Here is a 20,596-nt window from a genome sequence, read left to right on the forward strand (position 1 = left end):
ACGCGTTTTCCGTAGGAGAAAATCGATGCGACTCACCGTCATGACCGACTATGCGTTGCGTCTGCTCATGTTCCTTGGCCAAAGACAGGACAGGTTGTGCACGATCAACGAGGTTGCCCAGGCCTATGACATCTCAGAGGCTCACCTGATGAAGGTGACGCACCAGTTGGCGCTCCATGGTTGGATCGAGACGATTCGCGGCAAAGGCGGTGGTATGCGGTTGGCCCATTCACCCGCCGAGATCAGCCTCGGGGCTGTGGTGCGCAACATGGAGGCAGATTTCGATCTCGTCGAGTGCTTTGCCTCTGATGGTTCCTGTGTACTGAGAGGCCAGTGTGCTCTCGCCGGCGTGCTGCGTGACGCACTAGAGGAATTCCTTCAGCATCTGGACGCACGCACACTCGCCGACCTCATCCCCGGGTCACTCATGTTCCGATTGAAAGAGGACGGCAGGGAGTCGGCGACGATCCAGGCGCGCACTTGAACGCGCGTCCACGGACGCCTTCACCGGTCGAGGGCACTTTCCGCGGATTCGGGCCTGATGCGCTGACTGGCGGACCGCGATCCTGCACGGGCCTTCGCCCTTCGAGCACGCTCGGTTGATGCTCTCCAAGCCGGGCGCCTCGGCTGGGGGGAAACGCCTTCCCAAAAGATCGATCGCGCAAGTTTGTCTACATGCACCGATGCCCGCTCCTGTTTAGGCTTGTGCGACACCTGCCCTCAGGTCGTCGTCAACATCGCGCTGCGCCAGTCTCCGGGCAGGTATCCCACAACCCTAAACAGATTCGGAAGAGGGCGGACAGGAGGCTGAGATAGAGGCGCTTGAGAAGCACGTCATTGGTGTCCAGCAGTGGCTTCGCACAGGCTCGTGGAAACCCTAGGCGAGAACCACCGCCGTGCTTGTTCGAAAGGGTCTACCCGGGTATTGCAGGGGCACCGCCTGAAGACCGGGCGCTTGTCCGTAGAAGTCCTCCACCGAGACGAACACGAGCGGCCGGCAATTTTGAGCGCTCGCTCACCGGTCGAAGGGAGGCGCGGCTTCGGACACCTTTCAGACGTCGAGCCTGCAACCGGGCTTTGAAAGTCATGAGTTCCGGTTAGTGACGGCTTCCCGCCGTTCGTCCCTGACCGCTTGAAGGACCGCAAACGCTGCAGTCCGGTCGGTCCAACAGCCCTCGCCAACTTTCGGCAGTTCCAAGCCCCGAGTCCCCGAAGTGGCGCACGCGCGCCGGACGTGAGTAGGTCTGGGCACAAGGCACCGGTGACGCGGGCGGGCGCCCCAAAAAGCTGACTTTCGACAGTAGGGGTAAGCTGCTTGGCAATTCCACAGACACTGTCTATGCCTCGAGCAGTCCTAGCCGAAACCCAAATTCATCCCGCTGTCCGCGACAAGATCGCCCGGAACCATTCCGCCATCGTCCACGAGGTGCAGACCGCCGTGGCGGCGCATTCGGTCGTGGTAGTCGGCATGGGAATCAACCCATTTCCGAAAAAAGCCAAGCGCCTGCTCGAAGAAGCCGGGGTGCCGTACCAGTACATAGCCTACGGCAGCTATCTCTCAAAATGGCGCGAGCGCAACTCGCTCAAGATGTGGACCGGCTGGCCAACACTGCCGATGGTGTTCGTGCGAGGCACTCTGATCGGCGGAGCCGAGGATCTGCAGAAGCTCATCGCGAGCGGCGAGTTGGCCAGGTTGATGGCCGACTAGGGCGGGGCTACCCGATTCCACGGAGTGGCACAGGTTGGACTTCTGGGTGCGGAGCCGCCTCAGTGACTCGCTCGCTACTCGTTGTTGCAACGCACTTTCAGCGCTACCCGAATCGAGAATGGGCCGCCGCAGGCAATCGGGTCGCACCCGAGTCGGGCGTAGGTTCGGGTTCTAATGCGAGCCATGAGTACGACCTACCGCATGCCCGGTGCAGTTTTGACCGAGCGCGAGCACTCGGTTCCCTTGATTCACGGCGATCCGCCGCGTGGCACGATCAGCGTGTTCACGCGCGAGCTTGCTGCGCCAGACGGTCTTGATCGCCCCTACCTCGTGTTCCTGCAGGGCGGCCCAGGCTTCGAGGCCGCCCGCCCGACGAGCCCGCCCTCAGGATGGATGGCGCGTGCGCTTGCCGACTTCCGTGTCCTGCTGCTTGACCAGCGGGGCACAGGACGCTCCACGCCCGTCGGGCCAGTCATCCCCGGGGCAGCGCCTGCCGACCAAGCCGAGTACCTCACGCATTTCCGCGCCGACTCGATCGTGCACGACCTCGAACTGATCCGCGCTGAACTTGGTGTCGAGCGCTGGAGTCTGCTCGGTCAGAGCTTCGGTGGATTCACCTCGCTCACCTATCTGTCGCTGGCGCCCGAGGGCCTGCGGGAGGTACTGATCACCGGCGGCCTCGCGCCGATCACGAATCGGCCAGTCGACGAGGTCTACGCGGCGACATGGGCGCGCGTGTGCGAAGCGAATCAGCGCTATCACGCCCGATACCCAGGAGACCTCGATCGTTTGCGGACGATCCTGCGCCGGCTCGACGAGGAAGACGTCCGCTTGCCCAACGGCGACCGCCTCACATCGCGCCGGTTTCGGCAGACGGGCATGTGGCTCGGCGACAGCGCCGGGTTCGAACGGCTGCACCACCTGCTCGAGCTGCCCTTCGGCTCGGCGGCATTCATGGTCGACGCGCAGATGGCGTCACCCTGGGAGCGCAATCCGATCTACGCGACGCTCCATGAGTCCTCATACGCCGACGGCGGTGCCACCCGCTGGTCGGCACACCGGCTCGCGCCCGAGGAGGCGATGACCGGCGACCTCCTCGGTGCAGAGCACGTCTTCCCTTGGATGTGGGATGACTACTCGGGCTTGCGCGCGCACCGCGAGGTGGCGCAGCTTCTGGCCCAGCATCCATGGCCGCGCCTGTACGACGCTGACCGACTCGCCCGCAATGAGGTCCCAGTGGCAGCGACCGTGTACGTCGACGATGTCTACGTGGAGCGATCATTTGCCGAGGAGACGGCTCGTGACGTTCGTGGACTGCGGGCCTGGGTTACCAACGAGTACGCCCACAACGGCCTGCGGGCCGATGGCGAGCGCATCGTGGGTCGCCTGCTTGACATGGTCCGCGGCCGGGCGTGAACCGATGGACGTGGCCTTCGCGTACCCAGCAAAGGAATGTCTGCAGAGCGCTGGCTTGCGGCCCTCCGTGCTTGCCTTCCTGGAAGAGCCGCCTGCGAAGCAGGCTGTCGCGCGCCATAGAGGCCCCGCCCCCTCATCTCTCTCGCCGAGCGCCCGCTTCCGCGCCTCCCCAACGCCCTGCCCGGCAGGGATCGCGTTTGAAAACCGCCGAGTTGGCCGCACCCCCTGAGCGTTTTCGAGCGCCCGGATCACGCCGCACAGGCGCTCGCATTCACGCTCGAGCGAAGCCACCCAGGCGCGGGCGTGCTGGGCTTCGTTGAACGCCTGGGCGTGCAGAGCAGCCATGCCCCAGCGACTCTCGAACCACAGCGCCAGATAGATGGCGCGGGGGGCGTTGCCGCTGGCCTGGTAGCGCTGGAGGGTGCGCAGGCTGATGCCCAGGTGCCGGGCAATGTTCTTGCGCGTTTCGACCTGGTCGGCAAGTAAAAAAGACAGCGGCGGCAGCCGCGCGAACGAGGGCGCGAGGAAGGGCATGGAGAGGCTCCTGCGAGGCGGGAGATGTGCGAGGGCCGGCGATGCCGACCCTGCCAGGCCATGTCAGTTTGTCGCCGTGCGGTGGCGCCCTCTTCTCCCCTGTGCGGGCGGCCTTTCAGGGCGGGAGAGAATGAACATAACAAGGCATGCTCCCAAACACATGTCGGGGCAAAGTTGTAATGTCGCATTCCAGCAAAGTTGAGATGTCGCATATTGGGCCGCCACGAGCTCCGAGGCATGGCCATGGCGACAGCTGCAGCGACGATCACCATGACGATGCGCGAGGCCGATCGACTCAAGACTGTTCAAGCGGTGGTCGACCGGATGCTTCGGGTTGGCCAGGCCGCGCAGCGGCTTGGCATGAGCCGACGGCAGGTCGAGCGCCTCGTGGACCGCTACCTAGACGAAGGGCCTTCCGGCCTGGTCTCACGGAGGCGCGGGCGTCCCAGCAATAACCAACTGGCTCCTGGCGTTGCCAGTCGTGCCATCGCGATCATTCGCGAGCGCTACGCCGACTTTGGTCCGACCCTGGCAGCCGAGAAGCTGCAGGAATGCCATGGGGTCGTCCTCAGCAAGGAAACTGTGCGGGCGTTGATGGTGTCTGCGGGCCTGTGGACGCCGCGCAGGCAGCGCGCTCCCAAGATTCATCAGCCACGCAACCGCCGCGACTGCCTGGGTGAGCTGATCCAGATCGATGGCAGTGATCACGCCTGGTTCGAGGAGCGAGCGTCGGCGTGCACCCTGCTTGTGTTCATCGACGACGCCACCAGCCGGCTGATGCAGCTGCGCTTCGTGCCCACCGAATCGAGCTTTGCCTACTTCGAGGCGACCCGCGGCTACCTGGAGGCCCACGGCAAGCCGGTGGCGTTCTACAGCGACAAGGCGAGCATCTTCCGGCCGGTGTCCAAGCCGGAGTTCAGCGAGCGTGGCGTCACGCAGTTCGGCCGGGCGCTGTACGAGCTGAACATCGACATCATGTGCGCCAACACCAGCCAGGCCAAGGGCCGCGTAGAGCGCGCCAACCTGACCTTGCAAGACCGGCTGGTCAAGGAATTGAGGCTGCGCGGCATCAGCACGCGCGAGGCGGCCAACGCGTTTGCACCGCACTTCATCGCCGACTTCAACGGCCGGTTTGCGAAGGCGCCGCGGCGCGACTTCAATGTGCACCGCCCTTTGCGCGCAGACGAAGACCTGGACCTGATCTTCACCTGGCGCGAGCAGCGCAAGGTGTCTCTGTCGCTGACGTTGAACTATGCGCGCGAGATCTACATGCTGGCGGACACGGCAGGCAACCGGCGGCTGATCCAACGGTACATCGATGTGTACGAGTATCCCGACGGTCGCATCGAGGTGCGTGCGGGCAAAGGCGCCCTGCCCTACGTGCGCTACGACAAGCTCCCGCAGATCGACATCGCCGCCGTCGTGGAGAACAAGCGCCTGGATCATGCGCTGCGCGCGGCGCAGGCGATCCAGGCGCAGCGAGATGACCGGCGCTGCACGCCATCGCGAACGAATCAGGGGCAGCCTCCACGGCCCAGGACGGCAGTACCCGGCACGAGCAACTCGAGACAGTTCAACGTCCAGGACTTCGAGCAGGCCCTGCGCAAGGCGTGCAAATCGATAACGCCCTTGTCGACTGCTTCGACCACGGCAACGCGTCCTTCAAAGGCGCGATAGCCCAATCAACTCAGCAGCAGCGTTGAACAACCGAACGCGCTGGCCTTCGGCTGCCAAGCCTGTGCGAGTTCAAAGGCAAGGCGGTCCCTGCGTTCGCAGGGCTCCATCAAGAAAGAAGAAATGCGACATTTCTACTTTGCCGGCAATGCGACATTACAACTTTGCCTCGACATCTCACACTTGTCTCACACTTGTAGGAAAAAAACGAGCGAGCGAGTCTCAGCCCGACGCTGCTGCGCTCATGGTGGGCCCCCGCGGCCTTCCTCGCGATTGCTGCCGCGTGCGGCCAAGTCCTGCAAGTAAAACTCGTGCAGCTTGGCCTGCAACATCGCCTTATCAGGTAACTGGGTCTGGTATTGCGCAATTAGGGCGGGTGAAGCGGTGCGGCTCAGAGCGTACTCGACCACTTCGTCGTCCTTGCTGGCGCAAAGAAGCACACCCAGGGCCGGATTCTCGTGCGGCTTGCGGACATTGCGATCCAGTGCCTCGAGGTAGAAGCTCAGTTTGCCTAGATACTCGGGCTCAAAGCGCCCGACCTTCAGTTCAATGGCAACCAGGCAGTTCAGCCCGCGGTGAAAAAACAGCAAGTCAAGCGCAAAGTCCTGCTTGCCTACCTGGACCGGAAACTCCGAGCCGACAAAGCAGAAGTCGCGCCCGAGTTCGATCAGGAAGGTCTTGAGGCGGGCGAGCAGCCCTTGATGCAGGTCGGCCTCGCTATGCCCTTCCGGCAGGCCGAGAAACTCGAGCAGGTAGGCATCCTTGAAGACGCTGAGAGCCTGGGGGTGACTTTGTCTCACCACCGGTGAGACTTTTGCCGGGGTCAACACTGCACGCTCGAAAAGCGCGATCGCGAATTGCCGCTCCAGCTCGCGCTTGCTCCATTGCTCACGGGCGGCGGCGCGCAGATAGAACTCGCGCTCCTCAGGTCGCTTGCTCTGGCTCAGGATGATGAGGTTGTGGGTCCACGGCAGTTGTCTCACCAGCGGTGCGACTTTCTCGTCATCGCGATAGGCTTCGTAGAACTGCCGCATGCGAAAGAGGTTGGCGCGCGTGAAGCCTCGCAGTCCCGGCTGCGTATTGGCCAGGTGGGCCGCCAGCTGCGTGACAACTCCGTCGCCCCACTCCGCAGCTGCAAGCTTGCGGCTGATGTATTCCCCAACTTGCCAATAGAGGTCGATCAGCGCCGTGTTGACCGCGTGGTACGCCCGATCCCTGGCGGCCTGGATCAAGGTAACGATCTCGGCGAAGCCCGGATCGGCTGGCACTTGCGCCTGGCCGCGGACTTTCACGCGGGCCTTGCTTGACCTGTTACTGCTGCCTTGACTCATTCCGAGCGAGTCTAAGGGGTGATCTGGGCTGTACGCCGAAACCCGCGCAACGCCAAGCGGTACACGTCCCGCGACTATCAAAGTGGATTGAGGAAGTTTATCCGAGCGACGCCTCCTCTCCGGCAATCCTCGTTGCCGAGGCGAGACGGCCCATACGCGCGATTACGCGTTGTCCATCGACGCGTCGCATGCGCAGGAGCCCTCTCCGTGCGCTTGCGCATCTGTGGGATGCCGGTGAACGACGGTGACCTCGGGCTGATCTGCTGTTGGCTTGTCCTTGCGCGAGGGTCGTGAAACGGTGTGCTGACTAGCCCGATGGCGCTGCTCGATTCCGGTGCGGGCAAGGCCAAGAGCCCTACGTTTGGGGCTACGCGCGTCGCATTCCTGACCGACCTGGGCATCGATCTACACCTGGGCGATCTCAACGACGTCCTGGTGCGGCGCTATGCCCGGCGCATGGTGAACCGGCCGCCCTCGGTCGGCGCGAGAATCAGTCGCCGGCATGTCGATAATCGATCCCATGGCCTCTTCCGCGCCGCAGCGCACCCGTATGATTGCCCAGGAGCGGGATGCCTTCGTGAAAACGCCCGCCCACGCCAGCACCGAGGGCATTGCGCCCGAACTGCTCAAGAAGGCTCGCAAGCGCCTGGAGTTCCTCTACAGCGAGGTCGCTCGCACCTGGCCCGGCTTCATCGCCCGCCCCGGCCAGCACCAGATGATGCACGCGGCGCTGCTGACTTTCCTCAGCGCCAGATCGCCCGACGACGAGCGACGCCCAGGCAACAACCTGGCGCAGCTGGAGGCCGGCACCGGCACGGGCAAGACGGTGGCTTACTGCCTTGCGGCCATCGTAGCGTCGGAACTGTTGAAGAAGACCGTCATCGTCTCCACGGCCACGGTCGCGCTGCAGGAACAGCTTTTTCACAAGGACCTGCCTCGCCTGACGCAAGTCGTTCCGGATCTGTGCTTCGACCTTCTGAAGGGCCGCGGGCGCTACCTTTGCGAAAGCCGTCTGGAAGGCGCCCTCAAGGACGAGGCCCAGGAGAGCCTGCCGGGCGATGGCTTCCAGGACGGCTTCGCTGGCACGAGCTGGCAAGCCAAGGGCGCGGAACGTGACACTGGCAAGGCCATGCGCTGGTACAAGAGCGTCGCCAAGAAACTGCGCGGCGGCCAATGGGACGGCGACATCGACAGCCTCGCCAAACCCCCTGACCCCGAGGACTGGCGCAGGGTGCAGGCCAACGCCAGCGCCTGCAACGGCGGCCAGTGCGAGCATTTCAAGAGTTGCGGCTTCTTCAGGGCCCGCCGCCGCGCCGCCAGCGCCACGATCCAGGTCGCCAACCACGCGCTGATCCTGGCCACGCTGCAGAGCGACAGCGCCCTGATCGAGCCGGGCAACACGCTGTTCGTGTTCGACGAGGCGCACCATCTTCCGGGCATCGCCGCGGAGCAGTTCTCATATCGGGCACGCTTGGGCACCAGCGCCAACCTCCTCACCGGCCTGCGCACGGTCGCCCATCGCCACAGCCGCGACCTGCCTGCCTCCAGCCGCCCAGACCTCGTGACTCTGGGGGAGACGATCACCGAATGCACGAACAAGCTGGCCATCCTGGAAGACTGGTGGACCGAGGGCCGACTGGTCAGCGCCGACAAGCCCGTCCACCGCTTCGTCCGGGGCCAGGTGCCCGAGGCCTTGATCCCCGAATGCGAGCAACTGGGCACCCTCCTGCGTTCGATCTCTGCCGTGGTGGCGGGCATCGCGGCCGCGCTGACCGAGCCTGACGAGTCCCGGTCGTCGGCCGAACGGGAAGAGCAGGCGCGCGCCGGGGTGGAGCTGGGTGTGTACCTCGCCCGGCTGGAAGCATTGGAGCGACTCTTCGGCGCCTGGGCTACCCACGACACGGTGCCCTGGGCGAAGTGGCTGCAGCATTGCGCCAACACCACGATCACCAACATGCCTGCCGCAGCGGGCTCGGCAGGCGTGACAGGAATGACGGGCGCGACGGGTGCGGCCGGCGCCGATGTGATGCTGTGCGCCAGTCCGATGACGGCGGCGCAGCACCTCGCACGCACTCTCTGGAAAAACGTCAGCGCGGCAGTCTGCACGTCGGCCACCCTCACCGCCTGCGGCAGCTTCGACTTCTTCGACCGCATGAGCGGGATGAACCGCTTTGCCGACCGACGCGCCCTGGCGGTGGCCTCGCCCTTCGACTACGCAAGGCAGGGCGAACTGCACATTGCGCCGATGGCCAGTTCGCCCAAAGGTCCGGAGTTCTCGGACGAACTTTGCCGAACGCTGCCGATGCTGTTGCGCGAGCACCGGCATGGGCAACTGGTGCTGTTCACCTCGAGGCGCCAGTTGCTGGCCTGTCATACGGCCCTGCCGCCAGACCTGCACGAGCGGGTCCTGGTGCAGGGCGAGCGCTCGCGCACGGACCTGCTCGCGGAACACGGCCGCCGCGTGGCGCGCGGCGAGCGCAGCATCATCTTCGGCCTCCAGTCCCTCGGAGAAGGCATCGACCTGCCGGGCAAGCTGTGCGAGCACGTGGTGATCGACAAGCTGCCGTTCACCCCGCCGAACTCGCCCGTTGAGGAGGCGCTGGCGGAGTGGCTGAGCGCCCAGGGACGCGACGCGTTTGCCGAGATCGCCGTTCCGCGCGCCGGGATGAAGCTGGCCCAGTGGGCCGGCCGCGGGATACGCACCGTGACGGACCGGGCGGTGATCACGGTGTGCGACACACGGCTGGTCACGATGCGCTACGGCCGGGACATCCTGGCGGGACTGCCACCGTTTCGCATCACGAAGTCAAAGGCGCCCCCCGTCTCCGGGGAATCAGCGCGGGCTGTCGACCCCGGTCGAGCCATCATTGGATGAAACGCGAGGCGACACAAGCAACGACTTGGGCGTTTCGCGCCCGCTTTCGCCGTGGCGTCTTCGGTTGGCGCGGCTCCCAGCTCGCGATTTCCCGCATCAACGAGGCGCTGTCCGAGATTCGGGCGGTCGCGCGGCACGATCCGGCGGCTGCGGGCGAAGGCGCCGTCGTGCTGCTGGAAAAGCTCTCGCCGGCCTTGGCCCACGTGGACAGTTCGTCCGGCTCGCTGGGCAGCGCGACGTACTCGGCAGTCCAGGCGCTGGTGCCCCTCATTGCCGGCGCCCCGGTGGGCATTTCCGTTCGCGGGAAGTGGCTCGAGCGGCTATTCGACGCCATCCAGGAGGACGACCCGCCGTACATCGAATCCCTCGGCGATCGGTGGGGCGATCTCTGCGTGACGCCCGAGCTGGCATCGAGTTGGGCCGACACGTTGCTGCCGACGCTGCGGCGCGTCCAAGACGGTCGCAGGACCGGCACCTACGCCTTCTTCTCTGGCACTAGCGTGTGCTACAGCGCCTTGTTCACGACCGGCCGCCACGATGAGTTGCTCGAACTGGTCGCCATGGACCTGCACCCGATCTGGCCGTATCTGGTCTGGGGCGGTCGCGTGCTTGTGGCACGAGGCCAGGTCGATGAAGCCATCGCCTTCGTCCAGGACCGCGCCGGGAGTTCGACCAGCGAGGAGACGGTCGCACAGTTTGCGCAAGACGCATTGCTCAAGGCAGGCCGTCGCGCCGAAGCGTTCGATCGCTATGCACTGTTGGCAAACCAGGCCAACTCGAACCTGTCCACGTTCAGGGCGATCGCCAGGAGGTACCCGGAGCTGGCTCCGGACAAGCTGTTGGGCCACCTCATCGCTTCCACACACGCCCGGCGTTTGCCATGGAAGCGGCCCTGGCGGCGCTGCACTGGATCTCGACGGGCCACGGGTACGAAGTCACCGGGGGGGACGTGCTCGAGGCATGTCGTCTGGCGACCGATGCGGCGCGGCTTTCAGAACGGGTTGCCGAGGCCGAGGCCATCATCGGGCGAGTGCTTGCACCCGCGCGGCCGATGGCGCAATGGATGCGCAGTGCGCTCGGCATCGGGACGCCGCCGCGCAACGGACCGCGCCGATCCTGATGAGCTTGGCCCGAGAGGAATCTCGCTGGGCCACAGCGTGAGCAATGAAGATGAGCTCGGCTTGGCGCGTTTGGTTTGCATCCACTCATCCGCATTCGCGCAACTTTCTGCGAGCGCCGGCGGCGAAGACCTTGGGCAAGCTGGGCATGGCGCTGGCGCCGGTCGTGGTCGAGCAGATCCATCGGCGCGTGGTGGCATCGCTCAGGAGCACAAGATCGTCCAGGGCCGGCGCATGCGCGTGGACACCACCGTTGTGGGGTTGTTTTTTCAGTGTCAACGGCGAAGTTCATATCGATGTTCAAGGTTCGCCATAGGGCCCCTCCCGCCCAGCCGTGCCGCGCGCGGACAAGGCTCGTGTGGGTATTCCGAGGCCACTCACATGGGTTTCTAGGGTTTACCCCTATAATCGACCCGTCTCCTCGGATCCCCATAAGGATCCGCTTCAAGCCCCGCGCAGCAATGCATGGGGCTTTTTCTTTGGCGCGATGCCGATCCCTCGCTCTAGAGGTGGCACGTGAACTGGTCCCCAAGGATTCGCAGCTTCGCAGCCGGCCTGGCACTGGCGCCCAGCACTGTTCGAGACCTTCATCTGGGCGCGGGTGGCGCAAGACGCAGCCGCGTCACCTCAATGCGGAGGGTGATCACGGCGAGGGAGTCGAGTGCCTGAAGGCAGGCGTTCTCAATTTTCAGTGATCGTGGCGTCGTCGGGCTGATTTACAGTTCCAGGGAGGAACAGCCATATCGGACGGGACCATGCACCCGCAGCAACTCGACATCTTCGATCACAGTCGCGACACCGTGCTGTGCAACGACGTCGCGGCCGCCCTTGAGCGTCGCGAAGCCGTCAGCGCCAGATCAGCGTGGGACAAGTTCGCCGGAGAATTTCCTGACCACGACTCCCTGGCACCGCTTTGCGTGCTGGTGGATGCGCTCGAGCAACGCACGGCGACGCCATTCCAGGATCACGAATCCGCGCACCGTGCGCGTCGTGCGTTGGGCGAGGTGATAGAACCGGCAGCACTGCGTATTTTTGGGGCGCGCTCAGGTTCGGCATGGTTGGTCACGCTGTGGCGCGCGTTGGCGCAGCGGGCCTCGCCCCTTCCATTTCGCCCTGAGCGCAGCGATGACCACGCCGCCGCGCTGTGGCTGCGCGCCGGAGATTGGGCCGCGGCGAGCGACGCCGTGGCGCGAATCGAATCGTGGCGCCGAATTCCGGCATCTTTGGCATGGATGGCGGAGGCGCGCTACCGCGTGCACGATCTCGACGATGCGTGGGGCCTGCTCGCCGAACTCGCATGGCTGTCATGTGATCGATTTGACCAGCTGACGAAGCGGCTCGCCGACCCGTTGCTGGAGAGACTTCGCAAGCGCTTCGATGCGACGTTCGAGGGACATGGCGATGTGCGCGATCTGGCCTGGTTTCCCGCCTGGATCCTCACGGAAAAGCCCGCGTTGTCACGCCCGTTGAGTCAGGCGCAGCGAGCGCTTCACACAGAGCCCGAAAAGGCGATGAGACTGCTGCTGGAGATGCTCGGTCTGGAGCGGCAGGGCCGGCACCATGACGTGGTTGCACGCCGCAAGGCGCTGCGCGACGCCCATCCGTCGCTGTATGCGGCCTATATGAAGACGCGGTGAGCGTTTGGCCCTCCCTCGGTGGTCTGCGCCTCGGACGCGGACCCCCAAAGGCGTTCCGCCCAGACTGACAACCGAAACGCATGTACATCATCGACCTCAGGCACTTGCTCGATCCATGCGGGGCTATCGGCCCAACGAAGGGGGCCGCGCGCGCGATGGCGCAATTTCACACCGACCTGGTCGCCCATGCGTCGAGCGCGGCGGGAGAAGCCCCGGCCGCGCCGAAATGCTTCAAGTGCAAGAAAGACGAGGTCGAAGCCATCGTCGCCCGTGACAACGCCATTGTCTGGATCTGTCCGAACTGCGGCGTCGAAGGCCGAACTTCGAACTGGCAGGGTACCCTTTGGGATCTGCGCGACCGACCGAGGCGTCGCTGAAGAAGATGGGCCTGTCTTCCAGAATATTCCTGCTTTCGGATGACGACACGTTGCACGCGTTGGCCGGCAGCGCCTTCATGCGCATGCTGCGCAAGGAAGACAAGTGTCGGATCCCGGACTTCGCCGGCCAGCGCGTTCGCCAAGCGGACCTGATCGTCGAGGTGGTGGACCGGAAGCCCGCCCAAGTGGTGCACCAAACATTTAGCATCCTCGATTTCGACACTGAAGGTCTACTCGATGTGGAGCGGCTCAACCTCCAGCAGTTCGCGCGGGCGGAGGAGTTTGTGGCACAGATGCCGCAGAGCCCGGCACCGCCGGCAGGCGTGGTGGTCGACGCAGCCAGGCGCTTCATCGCACAAGGTGGCTCCTGGGAGCCCGACGAACCTCTGCAGGTCCGTTTACATGCGGCAGCGCTCGGACAGCTGGCGTGCCCGCGTGTGCGGGTCGTTCCATAAGTACCGAAGACAACTCATCTGGTAGCAGGGCTCCTGGCATGCATCAACGTCGCGATGTAGGAGTCGCCCAGAGTGGGTTGGTGGCGAAAGCGAACCGCGTTGGCGGCGTGGGGGCGTGGCGATCTTCATTCCCCATGAGCGCCTCAGCCGATGGTTGCTTTCAAGCGATTTTGAGGTCCACTGAGCGGCTGCAATGGGCCCATAGGAGCCAGCGGCGGTTTTCTCAGCGAACGACCGGTCTACCTTGGAACTTGACCTTCGCCGACGCCACCAAGAACGTCAGTGATTGCGACAGCAGTCGTTCGCGCATGCCGAACGACGATCGCGACAATTTCGGGGCCGAACGGCTGCACCCGATGGTCACGATGCAGCGCTGCCGACCCCAAGCGGTCACACGGCGGTCGAGATTCCGCGCCGCAAAGCCGAACTTTGCTGATCGGGCGTCTGACTGGGGATGGCCGACTCGGTGTCCCGTGGCGGCGAGTTCTGTTTGCGAACGTGGCATAGACCGGCCGGACGGAGTACTCTCCAATGCATGCGCTGGGACATTCCAGCATCGGCAGCAAATCTCGCCGGCACATCCGTTGGTTCAGCCGGCGGCGGATCGCGACGGATGAAGGAGGGACCGATATGACGACGAAGTCGAGATCACTGGCCCGCGCATTCGCTCTGGCGCTGGTGTTGGCATTGCCGCTGCTGGTGGTCCACGCACAGCCGGCCAGCCCATTCCGCATCGGCTTCCTCTGCGCCAACGACGCGAGTCCGGTCGACGAGGCGCTGCGACAACTCGGCTACGTCGAAGGCCGGAACGCGGTGTTCGAGGTCCGCACGACGCAGGGGCGGCCGGATCGCGCGCGCGAGCAGGCCGCCGATCTCGTGCGCGCCAAGGTCGACGTCATCGTCGCCTACACGAACCTGCATGCCTTTGCCGCCAAGCAGGCGACCAGCACGATTCCGATCGTCGTGGGGTTTGCCCACGGCGCGGTGGCCACCGGCCTCGTTCCAAGTCTGGCACGCCCGGGCGGCAACGTGACCGGCATCGAGAGCCTGGCGCCCGAGCTGGACGTGAAGCGCATGGAGCTGCTGAGGCAGATCGTGCCGGCGTTGTCGAGCGTCGCCGCGCTGTACAACGTCGACGATCGCGGCTCGCTGGTGCATCTGAAGCACACGCAGGAAGCGGGACGCGCTCTCGGTGTTCGTGTGGTGCCGCTCGGAGTACGAACGGCCGCGGATTACGACACCGTATTCACGCCGATCGCCGGCGATCCGGTCGGCGCGCTGCTGATGTTCAACGACTACCTGACCCTTGCGAACTGGAAGCGGGTGGCGGATTTCGCGCTCGCCAGTCGCACGCCGACGGTGTGCGCGTTCCGCTTCCAGGCACACGACGGATGTCTGGTTTCGTACGGACCCATCTCCGACGAAATCACCAAGCGCGTTGCCCATCAGGTCGACCGCATCCTCAAAGGTGCCAAGCCGGCCGACATCCCGTTCGAGCAGGTCACGCGCTTCGAATTGGTTGTCAATCTGAAGACCGCCAGGGCACTCGGGATCTCGATTCCAAGCTCAGTGCTGCTGCGCGCGGATGCGGTGATCGAATGAACTCCACCCGCCGCACCAACCGTCTCGAGCGCGAGACCAGCCCCTATCTGCTGCAGCACGCGTTGAACCCGGTCGACTGGTATCCGTGGGGCGACGAGGCGTTCGCCAAGGCGCGCAGCGAGGACAAGCCGGTACTTCGAGAGCACGCGCGTTAGCGCGTGACCGCAGCGGGTGACTCGCACCGACATGCTTTAAAGCGGTCGACCGCGAGTGACGGTTGATGGCCGCCAGTGTGAGTACGAGGCGGCGCCAGGAAGCTGACTTTTGGTGCGACTGCCCTGGCGGCCAAAGTCAGCTCGCGGCATCCCCCAGCGAAACCCGGTGGCGGCCACAACGTGCCGCTCGCTAGAGTCATCCAATGCGGGCGATGTGAACGCAGCGCGCTGGACATGGGCGAACGATGAGCGTCTACTTCAAGCGGGCGCTGGCTTGAACGCGGCGCTATCGGTGCAACACCGCTTGCTTTTCGGAACGCAAAGGAGACTTCGATGCCTACGATCGTCGCCCACCACAAGGTCAAGGATCAAAAGCACTGGCTGGCCTCGCCCAAGCGCAAGGAATTCTTCGAACTGATCGGCGTAACGAACATCCGCACCTTCATCAACCCGACGGATCCGACCTCCGTGGCGTTGATGATGGACGTTCCCGACATGGAGAAGTTTGGCGCCGCGATGCAGTCCAAGGACGCGGCCGATGCGATGGCCCATGACGGCGTGCTGCCCGAGACCGTGGTGGTGTGCATCGAAGCCTAGACAGGCGCTGCCGATCCGGCGGCCCGTTCTTGCGGTGGCGTCCGGGTTGTGGTGAGTGCTGCTAACCCGTCGAGCGGGACGTTGACCGTCGGCTTTATGGCGATTGACCTGGGCCGCGTCGACTTCCGGTTTGGGTCGTCAGCGTAGTTTCGGCTGATCCAACTGCTGACGGACAGAGTCGATCCGAAGTCGATTAGGGCCGGCAGACCATGAGCGACCGCTTTGGAGATCGGTCGCATTCGACCGGCCGAGGCCCTATGGCGGCTGTACTTTGAAACCTGCCGTTGGCGCGGCGATTTCCTGATCGATCGTATGACCGGAAATGGCCGACTGCGGTCAGCCCTTGAAAATCATCGCTTCAAGGTCGTTGAGCCGATGGGCGCCACGGGTCTCCTCGCCTGCGCGGTACAGCGCCAAGGCGTCCTCAAGGACGCCCGTCAGTTTGTCAGCGTTTGGAAGGTCGGGAGATTGCGCTTTGACCAGGTCGATTCCGCGGCGGAGTTCCGCGAACGCTTTCTCCAAGGTCATCTGCTCGTCTTCCCGAAGGTAGTCTCGGCGTGGGAAGCGGTCGGGGGCCGTCAGCACCACGTAACCGATGAAGTGTACAGGCTCTCGATGTCTTTGACGTGTGCCATGCGAGGGTCAATTGAGACGGTCGGTTGAAGGTCCGGTTCTGGCCGACGGCTGACGACCAAAGGCAGCCCGTCGCCCTCAAGGCAGCGCCTTTGGTCGGTAGGACACTGGTAGGAGCTTTCGGCGTAGCGTGGCCAACGGCGGGAAACCTGCAAGCCATCTCCCAAGGGCATCCGGCATTTTGCTTTGAAGGGCTGGCTGAAGCTCCCGCAGAACAAGCCAATCGCCGTCCTCGCGCTCCAGTTGCTGAAGCTGCTGCTCCCCCCAAAAGGACGCTATCACGTGGTCCGCATCGGAGGGACTGTCGACATTCAGCCGAATCCCCTCGAACTCCACAGTACCGCTGTACTCCATGTATCCCACCCGAGGTACGCCGTGCATTTCTCTATGCTCGTACTCGGCATTCCAGGTCATGCGCAGTAGACCCGGAGCCTGCCAGCCTTGTAGCAACAGACGATTGTTCACAAGGGGCGGCGCGTCGTTGCCAAGCCAAGCATCCCACCCTTCGATTCCGACAATCGACAGGCCAGCCAATTCCGAGAGCCTTGGATGGCGGCCGCCGGCCGCAAGCCAAACGGGAACGCTTTCGCAGAATGGACAAGGTGCTCCATCCTCGCCGGATTCATCGTCAATCACCACCATCAGGCTGTACGACACGGCCCAGGCCTCCGCCCCATGCATCCTTCTTTGTTCCTCGGTCACCCACGGCTGCCCCCTGACGTGGATGCCGAGTCGTGCGGACCGTGTTGGCCTAGCGACGCCGTCGAGAACGATTTGATTTGTCATGCGGGTGTGAAGGTCCGCTCAGGGGCGGCGGTCCGAGCTGATGTTCGCACAGCGGACGAGTCCCGAAGAGATGAACCAGAGGTCGAGAACGAACGTCGGGTTCTGGCCGCCTACGGTACTACGGCCCAAGGACCGCTCCCGCCGCAACCAAGACATCGTCGTCGCCTCTGTCAGCGACACCACCGCTTCTCATGAGAACCCCGTAGCAGCGCGAACGGCGTTCTCGGCCGTTTGCGTGACCCGCTCAGGATCGAGCGCCGGGCCCAACGCGGGGAGCGCGTGCTCGGGCGGGCTCGACGTGCCGCGTGGCAAGCGGTGCCTCGGTCGGCGATGGAATTTCGCTTTTTTCACTTTTTTCGAATGCGGTGATACACTTGGCTGCGACAGGAGAACCCAAATGCCTCGCGCCCACCACCACGTCGTCAAGCCAGCCGCTGGTGCCAAGTACGTGCCCATGCTTGCGAATCCGCTCAACCCTCTCGCAGCCGAGGTGGGTCAGGCTGTAGCACGCGAGGTAGCAGAGGTTGGCCGCCGAAAATCGAGGTCCACCAAGGCATCGTTTGGCCTCGGCATCATGGCTGCGCCGGCCAACGTCGACGCACTCGGCGCGCGCATGACCGCCCTCGTGGCGAGGGTGCTCGAACAGTCACTGAGTGCTCATACTGTACAGGGCAAGGCGCTGCGCATGGCGCTTATTGCCAAGCTGGCCAACGAAGAGATTGGCAGTTCGGAAGCAGCGCCCCCGGTCGTGGCGCAAGGCGCAGCCACCGATGTACTGCTGACAACTGCAGAGGCAGCCGCCAAGCTCGAGGCTAGCCGACCGTACGTGTCGATGCTCTGCAATGCAGGCAAGCTTGGCGAAGTCGTGATGACCGAGGGTGGACATCGCCGCATCCGGTCGTCTGCCGTCCAAGCTTACCTGGCGACTCGCGCGAAGCAGCACGAAGGTGCGATGTCGCCGCGGCAGGCAGGTGTTGAGGCCGGCTTGTATGACTATCCCGACGGGCACTTCGTGAACGTGGTTCGCGGGGATGATGCGTCCAGGACTGCGAAGAAGGCAGCACCGGCAAAGGCAGCTCGCAAGCCCCGTCCGTGAATCTTCGCGACACCTTCGTCGTCTTGGATGCCTGCGTGCTGCTCAAGCAGCGGGTGTCCGATGTCCTCATGGACCTCCGCGCTGAGCAGGTATTCTCGGGTCACTGGACCGAGAACATCGACACGGAGTTCCTGCGCAACATGCAGGAAGTCTACGAAGTATCCGAGATCCGAGCGCAGAACCGACTCCGTGCGATGAAGGCGAGGTGTCCCGAATGGGAGGTCCACATGACCAGTGCGGCCTTCAGCGCCGTTCCTAAGGAGGTCGACGCGAAGGACCGGCACGTAGCGGCTGCTGCCATCGCGTTGCGGCACGCGGTCGACGAGGACATCGAGAATGACGAGCCCGGTCAAACCTACGAGGTCATCCTCGTCACCGACAACGTCAAGGACTTTGCCAGAAAGCAGATGGCCAAGCTGGGCATTCGGGTCATACGCTCAGGTGCATTCCTGGACGAAGCCTACAAGGCCGAGCCCGACGCAGCCACCCGTGCAGTTCTGCAGGCAGCGCGGGACCTGAAGAAGCCGCCGTACACCGTGGAAGAACTGCTGCACGCCCTGCGCGAGCAGGGGGCCAAGATGCTGGTTGCTCAAATGGCCAGAGCACTGGGCATCAGACCGGCAAAAAAGAAGTGAGGGTGGTCCCAATACCCGAACCATGCTCGGTGTCATCTGGCTGGTCTCCTGGCTCGCGATGCAACGCCGCGAAATCCCAGGTGAAATCCCCGGGGTCCATGCTGCCGTAACGGTGGGTTAGATGAAACGCAATGGTCGAAGGTGGATGAGAAGGAACAACTGGAGGTCGTTTGGCAATCGAACCACGCACCCTCACGAGCCCAGCGCCTAGCCAACGCGGCGCTGCGGTGACGAGTCCGTCGCGTGTAGCGATGCGATTCGGCAACCCTGTTCAGCATCTCAACGATTTCTTCGTCAAGCGGGCACCCTGCTTCAACGAATCACGCGCACCCGCGGACACGCCAGTTTCCCCAGCGCCGCGGCTTCGATGCGGCGCAGCAGGGATTGATTGGGCTCCCAGGAGCCACCTCGGGCGATCAAGCGGCTCGCTGAATCGACGACGTGGCCTTTGGTTGCTGGCGCTGGCCGCGCGGGCGCCAATGGGTCGTCCACGCGGGCGAATTGCTGGGCGTTCCACCGCTCGACATCCAACGCTCCGTCGGCATTACTCATGAGTCAGTAATTTAGCGGACGATTGTGAAACTTGCTCGGCCTCATAGAGTCCAATGGCTGATGAAACGAGACGGTCGCACTCTGGCCCACAACACGCTTGAGGAAATGCGTGTTGTGGCTGTTCAGCGCATGAACGAGGGAGAGCACCCCGCGGCTGTGGCCGCATCCTTTGGCATGAACCGATCGTGGGCGTACAAGTGCAAAGCGGCGGCGCGCGGACGTGGCCGTGGACTGAAGGCTCTGCGGTCGACCAAAGGGACGGGGCGGCCTCGAAAGCTCACCAGCGCCCAGGAGCGGCAAGTCTTTCGATGGGTCAATGGCAAGCGCCCCGATCAGTACGGCTTTGACTTTGGACTGTGGACCCGGCAGATCGTCCAAGAACTTCTGCTCGCGCGCTTTGAAGTGAGCCTGTCGCTCGCCTCGATTGGCGCGCTGCTTGCACGCTTGGGGCTGACCACGCAAAAGCCACTGCAACGCGCCTATCAGCGCGACCCCGCTGCGGTTGCTCGATGGAAAAGCGAGATCTTTCCCGCGATTGCCACCGAGGCGCAAGCCAGTGAGGCGGAAATCTTGTTCTGGGATGAATCCGGATTCCGAGCCGACTCGGTGCATGGCAAGACGTGGGCCAAGAAAGGACAGACCCCCGTCATTGATCGGCCGGGGCAGCGTCAGAGCATCAGCGCGGCGTCCGCCGTCACCGCAAACGGCGCTTTCTGGTTTGCGACTTATTCCGGCGCGTTGACTGGTGAGTTGTTTGTCGAATTGCTCAAACAGTTGATGCGAAAGCGCAGAAAGCCGGTGCGCCTGATTGTGGATGGACTTCCCGCGCACAAGAAGGCCATCGTGAAGGAATACGTAGCCAGCACCGCCGGCAAACTCACGCTGCACTTCTTGCCCGGCTATGCGCCTGACCTGAATCCCGACGAGTTGGTCTGGAGCCATGCCAAGCGCACAGGAGTTGCTCGCTCGCCTTTGAAAGCGGGCGAGAAGCTGCAGTGCCGAGTTGACGGTCAACTGCAGGCCATCGCCGAAGACAGCGCCTTGGTTCGTTCCTTTTTCAGGCATCCATCTGTCTCCTATATTTCTGACCTATGAGTAATGTCGAGCATGGCGAATGTGCAATGCACCGTGCGCGATGGCGTTCCATGCACCACTTCGACGACGACGTTGGCCTGACGAACACGCTGCCCTGCAAAGTCGGGAATGCGAGCGACGGCTTCCTGCCGCAGCATTCGCATGAAGGCCGCGCTGGCCAGCGCGTGCAATGTGTTGTCGGCAGAGAGCAGGAACAACCTCGACGACAAGCCCATGGGATCACTCTCCCAGTCGGGGTCGATTCGTTTTGGGTGCATAGAGATGCTATGTGGGACTACCCGAGGAGGACCCGTTTAGCTAAAACGGGACACTGCTGTCCG

At 63.8% G+C, this 20,596-nt stretch carries 19 protein-coding genes and 1 pseudogene; 15 read left to right on the forward strand and 5 right to left on the reverse strand.

The window, feature by feature from the left end:
- Window positions 1-25 precede the first annotated feature (25 nt).
- The 4 genes from GXN78_RS29380 (at window position 26) to GXN78_RS29395 (ending at window position 5,335) form a co-directional block, all read left to right on the forward strand.
- Entirely contained in the window at window positions 26-484 is a 459-nt protein-coding gene (locus GXN78_RS29380) for an Rrf2 family transcriptional regulator (protein ID WP_106559157.1), read from the forward strand.
- Window positions 485-1,339: 855 nt separating this feature from the next.
- Window positions 1,340-1,708 carry a glutaredoxin gene (locus GXN78_RS29385; protein ID WP_106559156.1) on the forward strand — a complete coding sequence of 123 codons (369 nt, stop codon included), beginning with the start codon at window positions 1,340-1,342 and terminating at the stop codon, window positions 1,706-1,708.
- A 183-nt stretch (window positions 1,709-1,891) separates the two neighbouring features.
- Window positions 1,892-3,124 (forward strand): alpha/beta fold hydrolase, encoded by a 1,233-nt coding sequence (locus GXN78_RS29390; RefSeq protein WP_106559155.1) that lies wholly within the window; start codon window positions 1,892-1,894, stop codon window positions 3,122-3,124.
- A gap of 777 nt (window positions 3,125-3,901) precedes the next feature.
- On the forward strand, window positions 3,902-5,335 hold the full coding sequence (locus tag GXN78_RS29395; RefSeq protein ID WP_239143012.1) for an ISNCY family transposase: 1,434 nt from the start codon (window positions 3,902-3,904) through the stop codon (window positions 5,333-5,335).
- A 239-nt stretch (window positions 5,336-5,574) separates the two neighbouring features.
- On the opposite strand, the gene GXN78_RS29400 is transcribed toward GXN78_RS29395, so the two are convergent.
- Window positions 5,575-6,624 carry a PDDEXK nuclease domain-containing protein gene (locus GXN78_RS29400; protein ID WP_219910099.1) on the reverse strand — a complete coding sequence of 350 codons (1,050 nt, stop codon included), beginning with the start codon at window positions 6,622-6,624 and terminating at the stop codon, window positions 5,575-5,577.
- A 616-nt stretch (window positions 6,625-7,240) separates the two neighbouring features.
- On the opposite strand from GXN78_RS29400, the gene dinG reads away from it, so the two are divergent.
- The 8 genes and pseudogenes from dinG (at window position 7,241) to GXN78_RS29440 (ending at window position 15,479) form a co-directional block, all read left to right on the forward strand.
- Entirely contained in the window at window positions 7,241-9,538 is a 2,298-nt protein-coding gene (gene dinG, locus GXN78_RS29405) for an ATP-dependent DNA helicase DinG (RefSeq protein WP_164255861.1), read from the forward strand.
- Window positions 9,535-11,049 carry a hypothetical protein gene (locus GXN78_RS29410; RefSeq protein ID WP_106559151.1) on the forward strand — a complete coding sequence of 505 codons (1,515 nt, stop codon included), beginning with the start codon at window positions 9,535-9,537 and terminating at the stop codon, window positions 11,047-11,049. The genes dinG and GXN78_RS29410 overlap by 4 nt, the downstream gene beginning before the upstream one ends.
- 362 nt (window positions 11,050-11,411) lie before the next feature.
- Window positions 11,412-12,293, forward strand: coding sequence for a hypothetical protein (locus GXN78_RS29415; RefSeq protein WP_106559150.1), 882 nt, complete (start codon window positions 11,412-11,414; stop codon window positions 12,291-12,293).
- 80 nt (window positions 12,294-12,373) lie between these two features.
- A complete protein-coding gene (locus GXN78_RS29420; RefSeq protein WP_106559149.1) occupies window positions 12,374-12,670 on the forward strand; it encodes a hypothetical protein in 297 nt (98 codons plus the stop codon).
- A gap of 5 nt (window positions 12,671-12,675) precedes the next feature.
- The gene (locus GXN78_RS29425) at window positions 12,676-13,125 is read left to right on the forward strand and encodes a hypothetical protein (RefSeq protein ID WP_106559148.1); all 450 of its coding nucleotides are present in this window, start codon (window positions 12,676-12,678) and stop codon (window positions 13,123-13,125) included.
- Window positions 13,126-13,656: 531 nt separating this feature from the next.
- Complete coding sequence (locus GXN78_RS29430) at window positions 13,657-14,727, forward strand: ABC transporter substrate-binding protein (protein ID WP_106559147.1); 1,071 nt, start codon at window positions 13,657-13,659, stop codon at window positions 14,725-14,727.
- Window positions 14,724-14,864: pseudogene (locus GXN78_RS29435) on the forward strand (DUF255 domain-containing protein); the annotation flags it as partial. The gene GXN78_RS29430 and the pseudogene GXN78_RS29435, both read left to right, overlap by 4 nt.
- A 351-nt stretch (window positions 14,865-15,215) precedes the next feature.
- Complete coding sequence (locus GXN78_RS29440; protein ID WP_106559146.1) at window positions 15,216-15,479, forward strand: hypothetical protein; 264 nt, start codon at window positions 15,216-15,218, stop codon at window positions 15,477-15,479.
- 336 nt (window positions 15,480-15,815) lie between these two features.
- On the opposite strand, the gene GXN78_RS29445 is transcribed toward GXN78_RS29440, so the two are convergent.
- Complete coding sequence (locus GXN78_RS29445; RefSeq protein ID WP_164255863.1) at window positions 15,816-16,001, reverse strand: hypothetical protein; 186 nt, start codon at window positions 15,999-16,001, stop codon at window positions 15,816-15,818.
- A gap of 189 nt (window positions 16,002-16,190) precedes the next feature.
- The gene (locus GXN78_RS29450; RefSeq protein ID WP_146163123.1) at window positions 16,191-16,769 is read right to left on the reverse strand and encodes a hypothetical protein; all 579 of its coding nucleotides are present in this window, start codon (window positions 16,767-16,769) and stop codon (window positions 16,191-16,193) included.
- A 526-nt stretch (window positions 16,770-17,295) separates the two neighbouring features.
- Between GXN78_RS29450 and GXN78_RS29455 the strand changes: the two genes are divergently transcribed.
- Together GXN78_RS29455 and GXN78_RS29460 are read left to right on the forward strand one after the other, a co-directional pair.
- A complete protein-coding gene (locus GXN78_RS29455) occupies window positions 17,296-17,994 on the forward strand; it encodes a helix-turn-helix domain-containing protein (protein WP_106559143.1) in 699 nt (232 codons plus the stop codon).
- Window positions 17,991-18,629, forward strand: a complete 639-nt coding sequence (locus GXN78_RS29460; protein WP_106559142.1) for a PIN domain-containing protein — start codon at window positions 17,991-17,993, stop codon at window positions 18,627-18,629. The genes GXN78_RS29455 and GXN78_RS29460 overlap by 4 nt, the downstream gene beginning before the upstream one ends.
- Before the next feature lie 312 nt (window positions 18,630-18,941).
- Here GXN78_RS29460 and GXN78_RS29465 read toward each other — a convergent pair whose 3' ends face one another.
- Entirely contained in the window at window positions 18,942-19,181 is a 240-nt protein-coding gene (locus GXN78_RS29465; RefSeq protein WP_146163122.1) for a hypothetical protein, read from the reverse strand.
- A 60-nt stretch (window positions 19,182-19,241) separates the two neighbouring features.
- Here GXN78_RS29465 and GXN78_RS29470 point away from each other — a divergent pair, with 60 nt between their 5' ends.
- Window positions 19,242-20,276, forward strand: coding sequence for an IS630 family transposase (locus tag GXN78_RS29470; RefSeq protein ID WP_164255865.1), 1,035 nt, complete (start codon window positions 19,242-19,244; stop codon window positions 20,274-20,276).
- Here GXN78_RS29470 and GXN78_RS29475 read toward each other — a convergent pair.
- Entirely contained in the window at window positions 20,258-20,533 is a 276-nt protein-coding gene (locus GXN78_RS29475; protein ID WP_146163243.1) for a hypothetical protein, read from the reverse strand. The genes GXN78_RS29470 and GXN78_RS29475 overlap by 19 nt on opposite strands.
- Window positions 20,534-20,596 lie beyond the last annotated feature (63 nt).

This window comes from Variovorax sp. WS11, from assembly GCF_010499245.1.
GTDB lineage: Bacteria > Pseudomonadota > Gammaproteobacteria > Burkholderiales > Burkholderiaceae_C > Variovorax.

Bases quoted from the DNA above. Each gene is read 5' to 3' on its own strand.
- GXN78_RS29380 (WP_106559157.1), top strand. From the start codon at position 26: ATGCGACTCACCGTCATGACCGACTATGCGTTGCGTCTGCTCATGTTC.
- GXN78_RS29410 (WP_106559151.1), top strand. From the start codon at position 9,535: ATGAAACGCGAGGCGACACAAGCAACGACTTGGGCGTTTCGCGCCCGC.
- GXN78_RS29465 (WP_146163122.1), bottom strand. From the start codon at position 19,181: ATGAGTAATGCCGACGGAGCGTTGGATGTCGAGCGGTGGAACGCCCAG.
- GXN78_RS29440 (WP_106559146.1), top strand. From the start codon at position 15,216: ATGCCTACGATCGTCGCCCACCACAAGGTCAAGGATCAAAAGCACTGG.
- GXN78_RS29390 (WP_106559155.1), top strand. From the start codon at position 1,892: ATGAGTACGACCTACCGCATGCCCGGTGCAGTTTTGACCGAGCGCGAG.
- GXN78_RS29420 (WP_106559149.1), top strand. From the start codon at position 12,374: ATGTACATCATCGACCTCAGGCACTTGCTCGATCCATGCGGGGCTATC.
- GXN78_RS29395 (WP_239143012.1), top strand. From the start codon at position 3,902: ATGGCGACAGCTGCAGCGACGATCACCATGACGATGCGCGAGGCCGAT.
- GXN78_RS29430 (WP_106559147.1), top strand. From the start codon at position 13,657: ATGCATGCGCTGGGACATTCCAGCATCGGCAGCAAATCTCGCCGGCAC.
- GXN78_RS29470 (WP_164255865.1), top strand. From the start codon at position 19,242: ATGAAACGAGACGGTCGCACTCTGGCCCACAACACGCTTGAGGAAATG.
- GXN78_RS29385 (WP_106559156.1), top strand. From the start codon at position 1,340: ATGCCTCGAGCAGTCCTAGCCGAAACCCAAATTCATCCCGCTGTCCGC.
- GXN78_RS29415 (WP_106559150.1), top strand. From the start codon at position 11,412: ATGCACCCGCAGCAACTCGACATCTTCGATCACAGTCGCGACACCGTG.
- GXN78_RS29425 (WP_106559148.1), top strand. From the start codon at position 12,676: ATGGGCCTGTCTTCCAGAATATTCCTGCTTTCGGATGACGACACGTTG.
- GXN78_RS29475 (WP_146163243.1), bottom strand. From the start codon at position 20,533: ATGCACCCAAAACGAATCGACCCCGACTGGGAGAGTGATCCCATGGGC.
- GXN78_RS29455 (WP_106559143.1), top strand. From the start codon at position 17,296: ATGCCTCGCGCCCACCACCACGTCGTCAAGCCAGCCGCTGGTGCCAAG.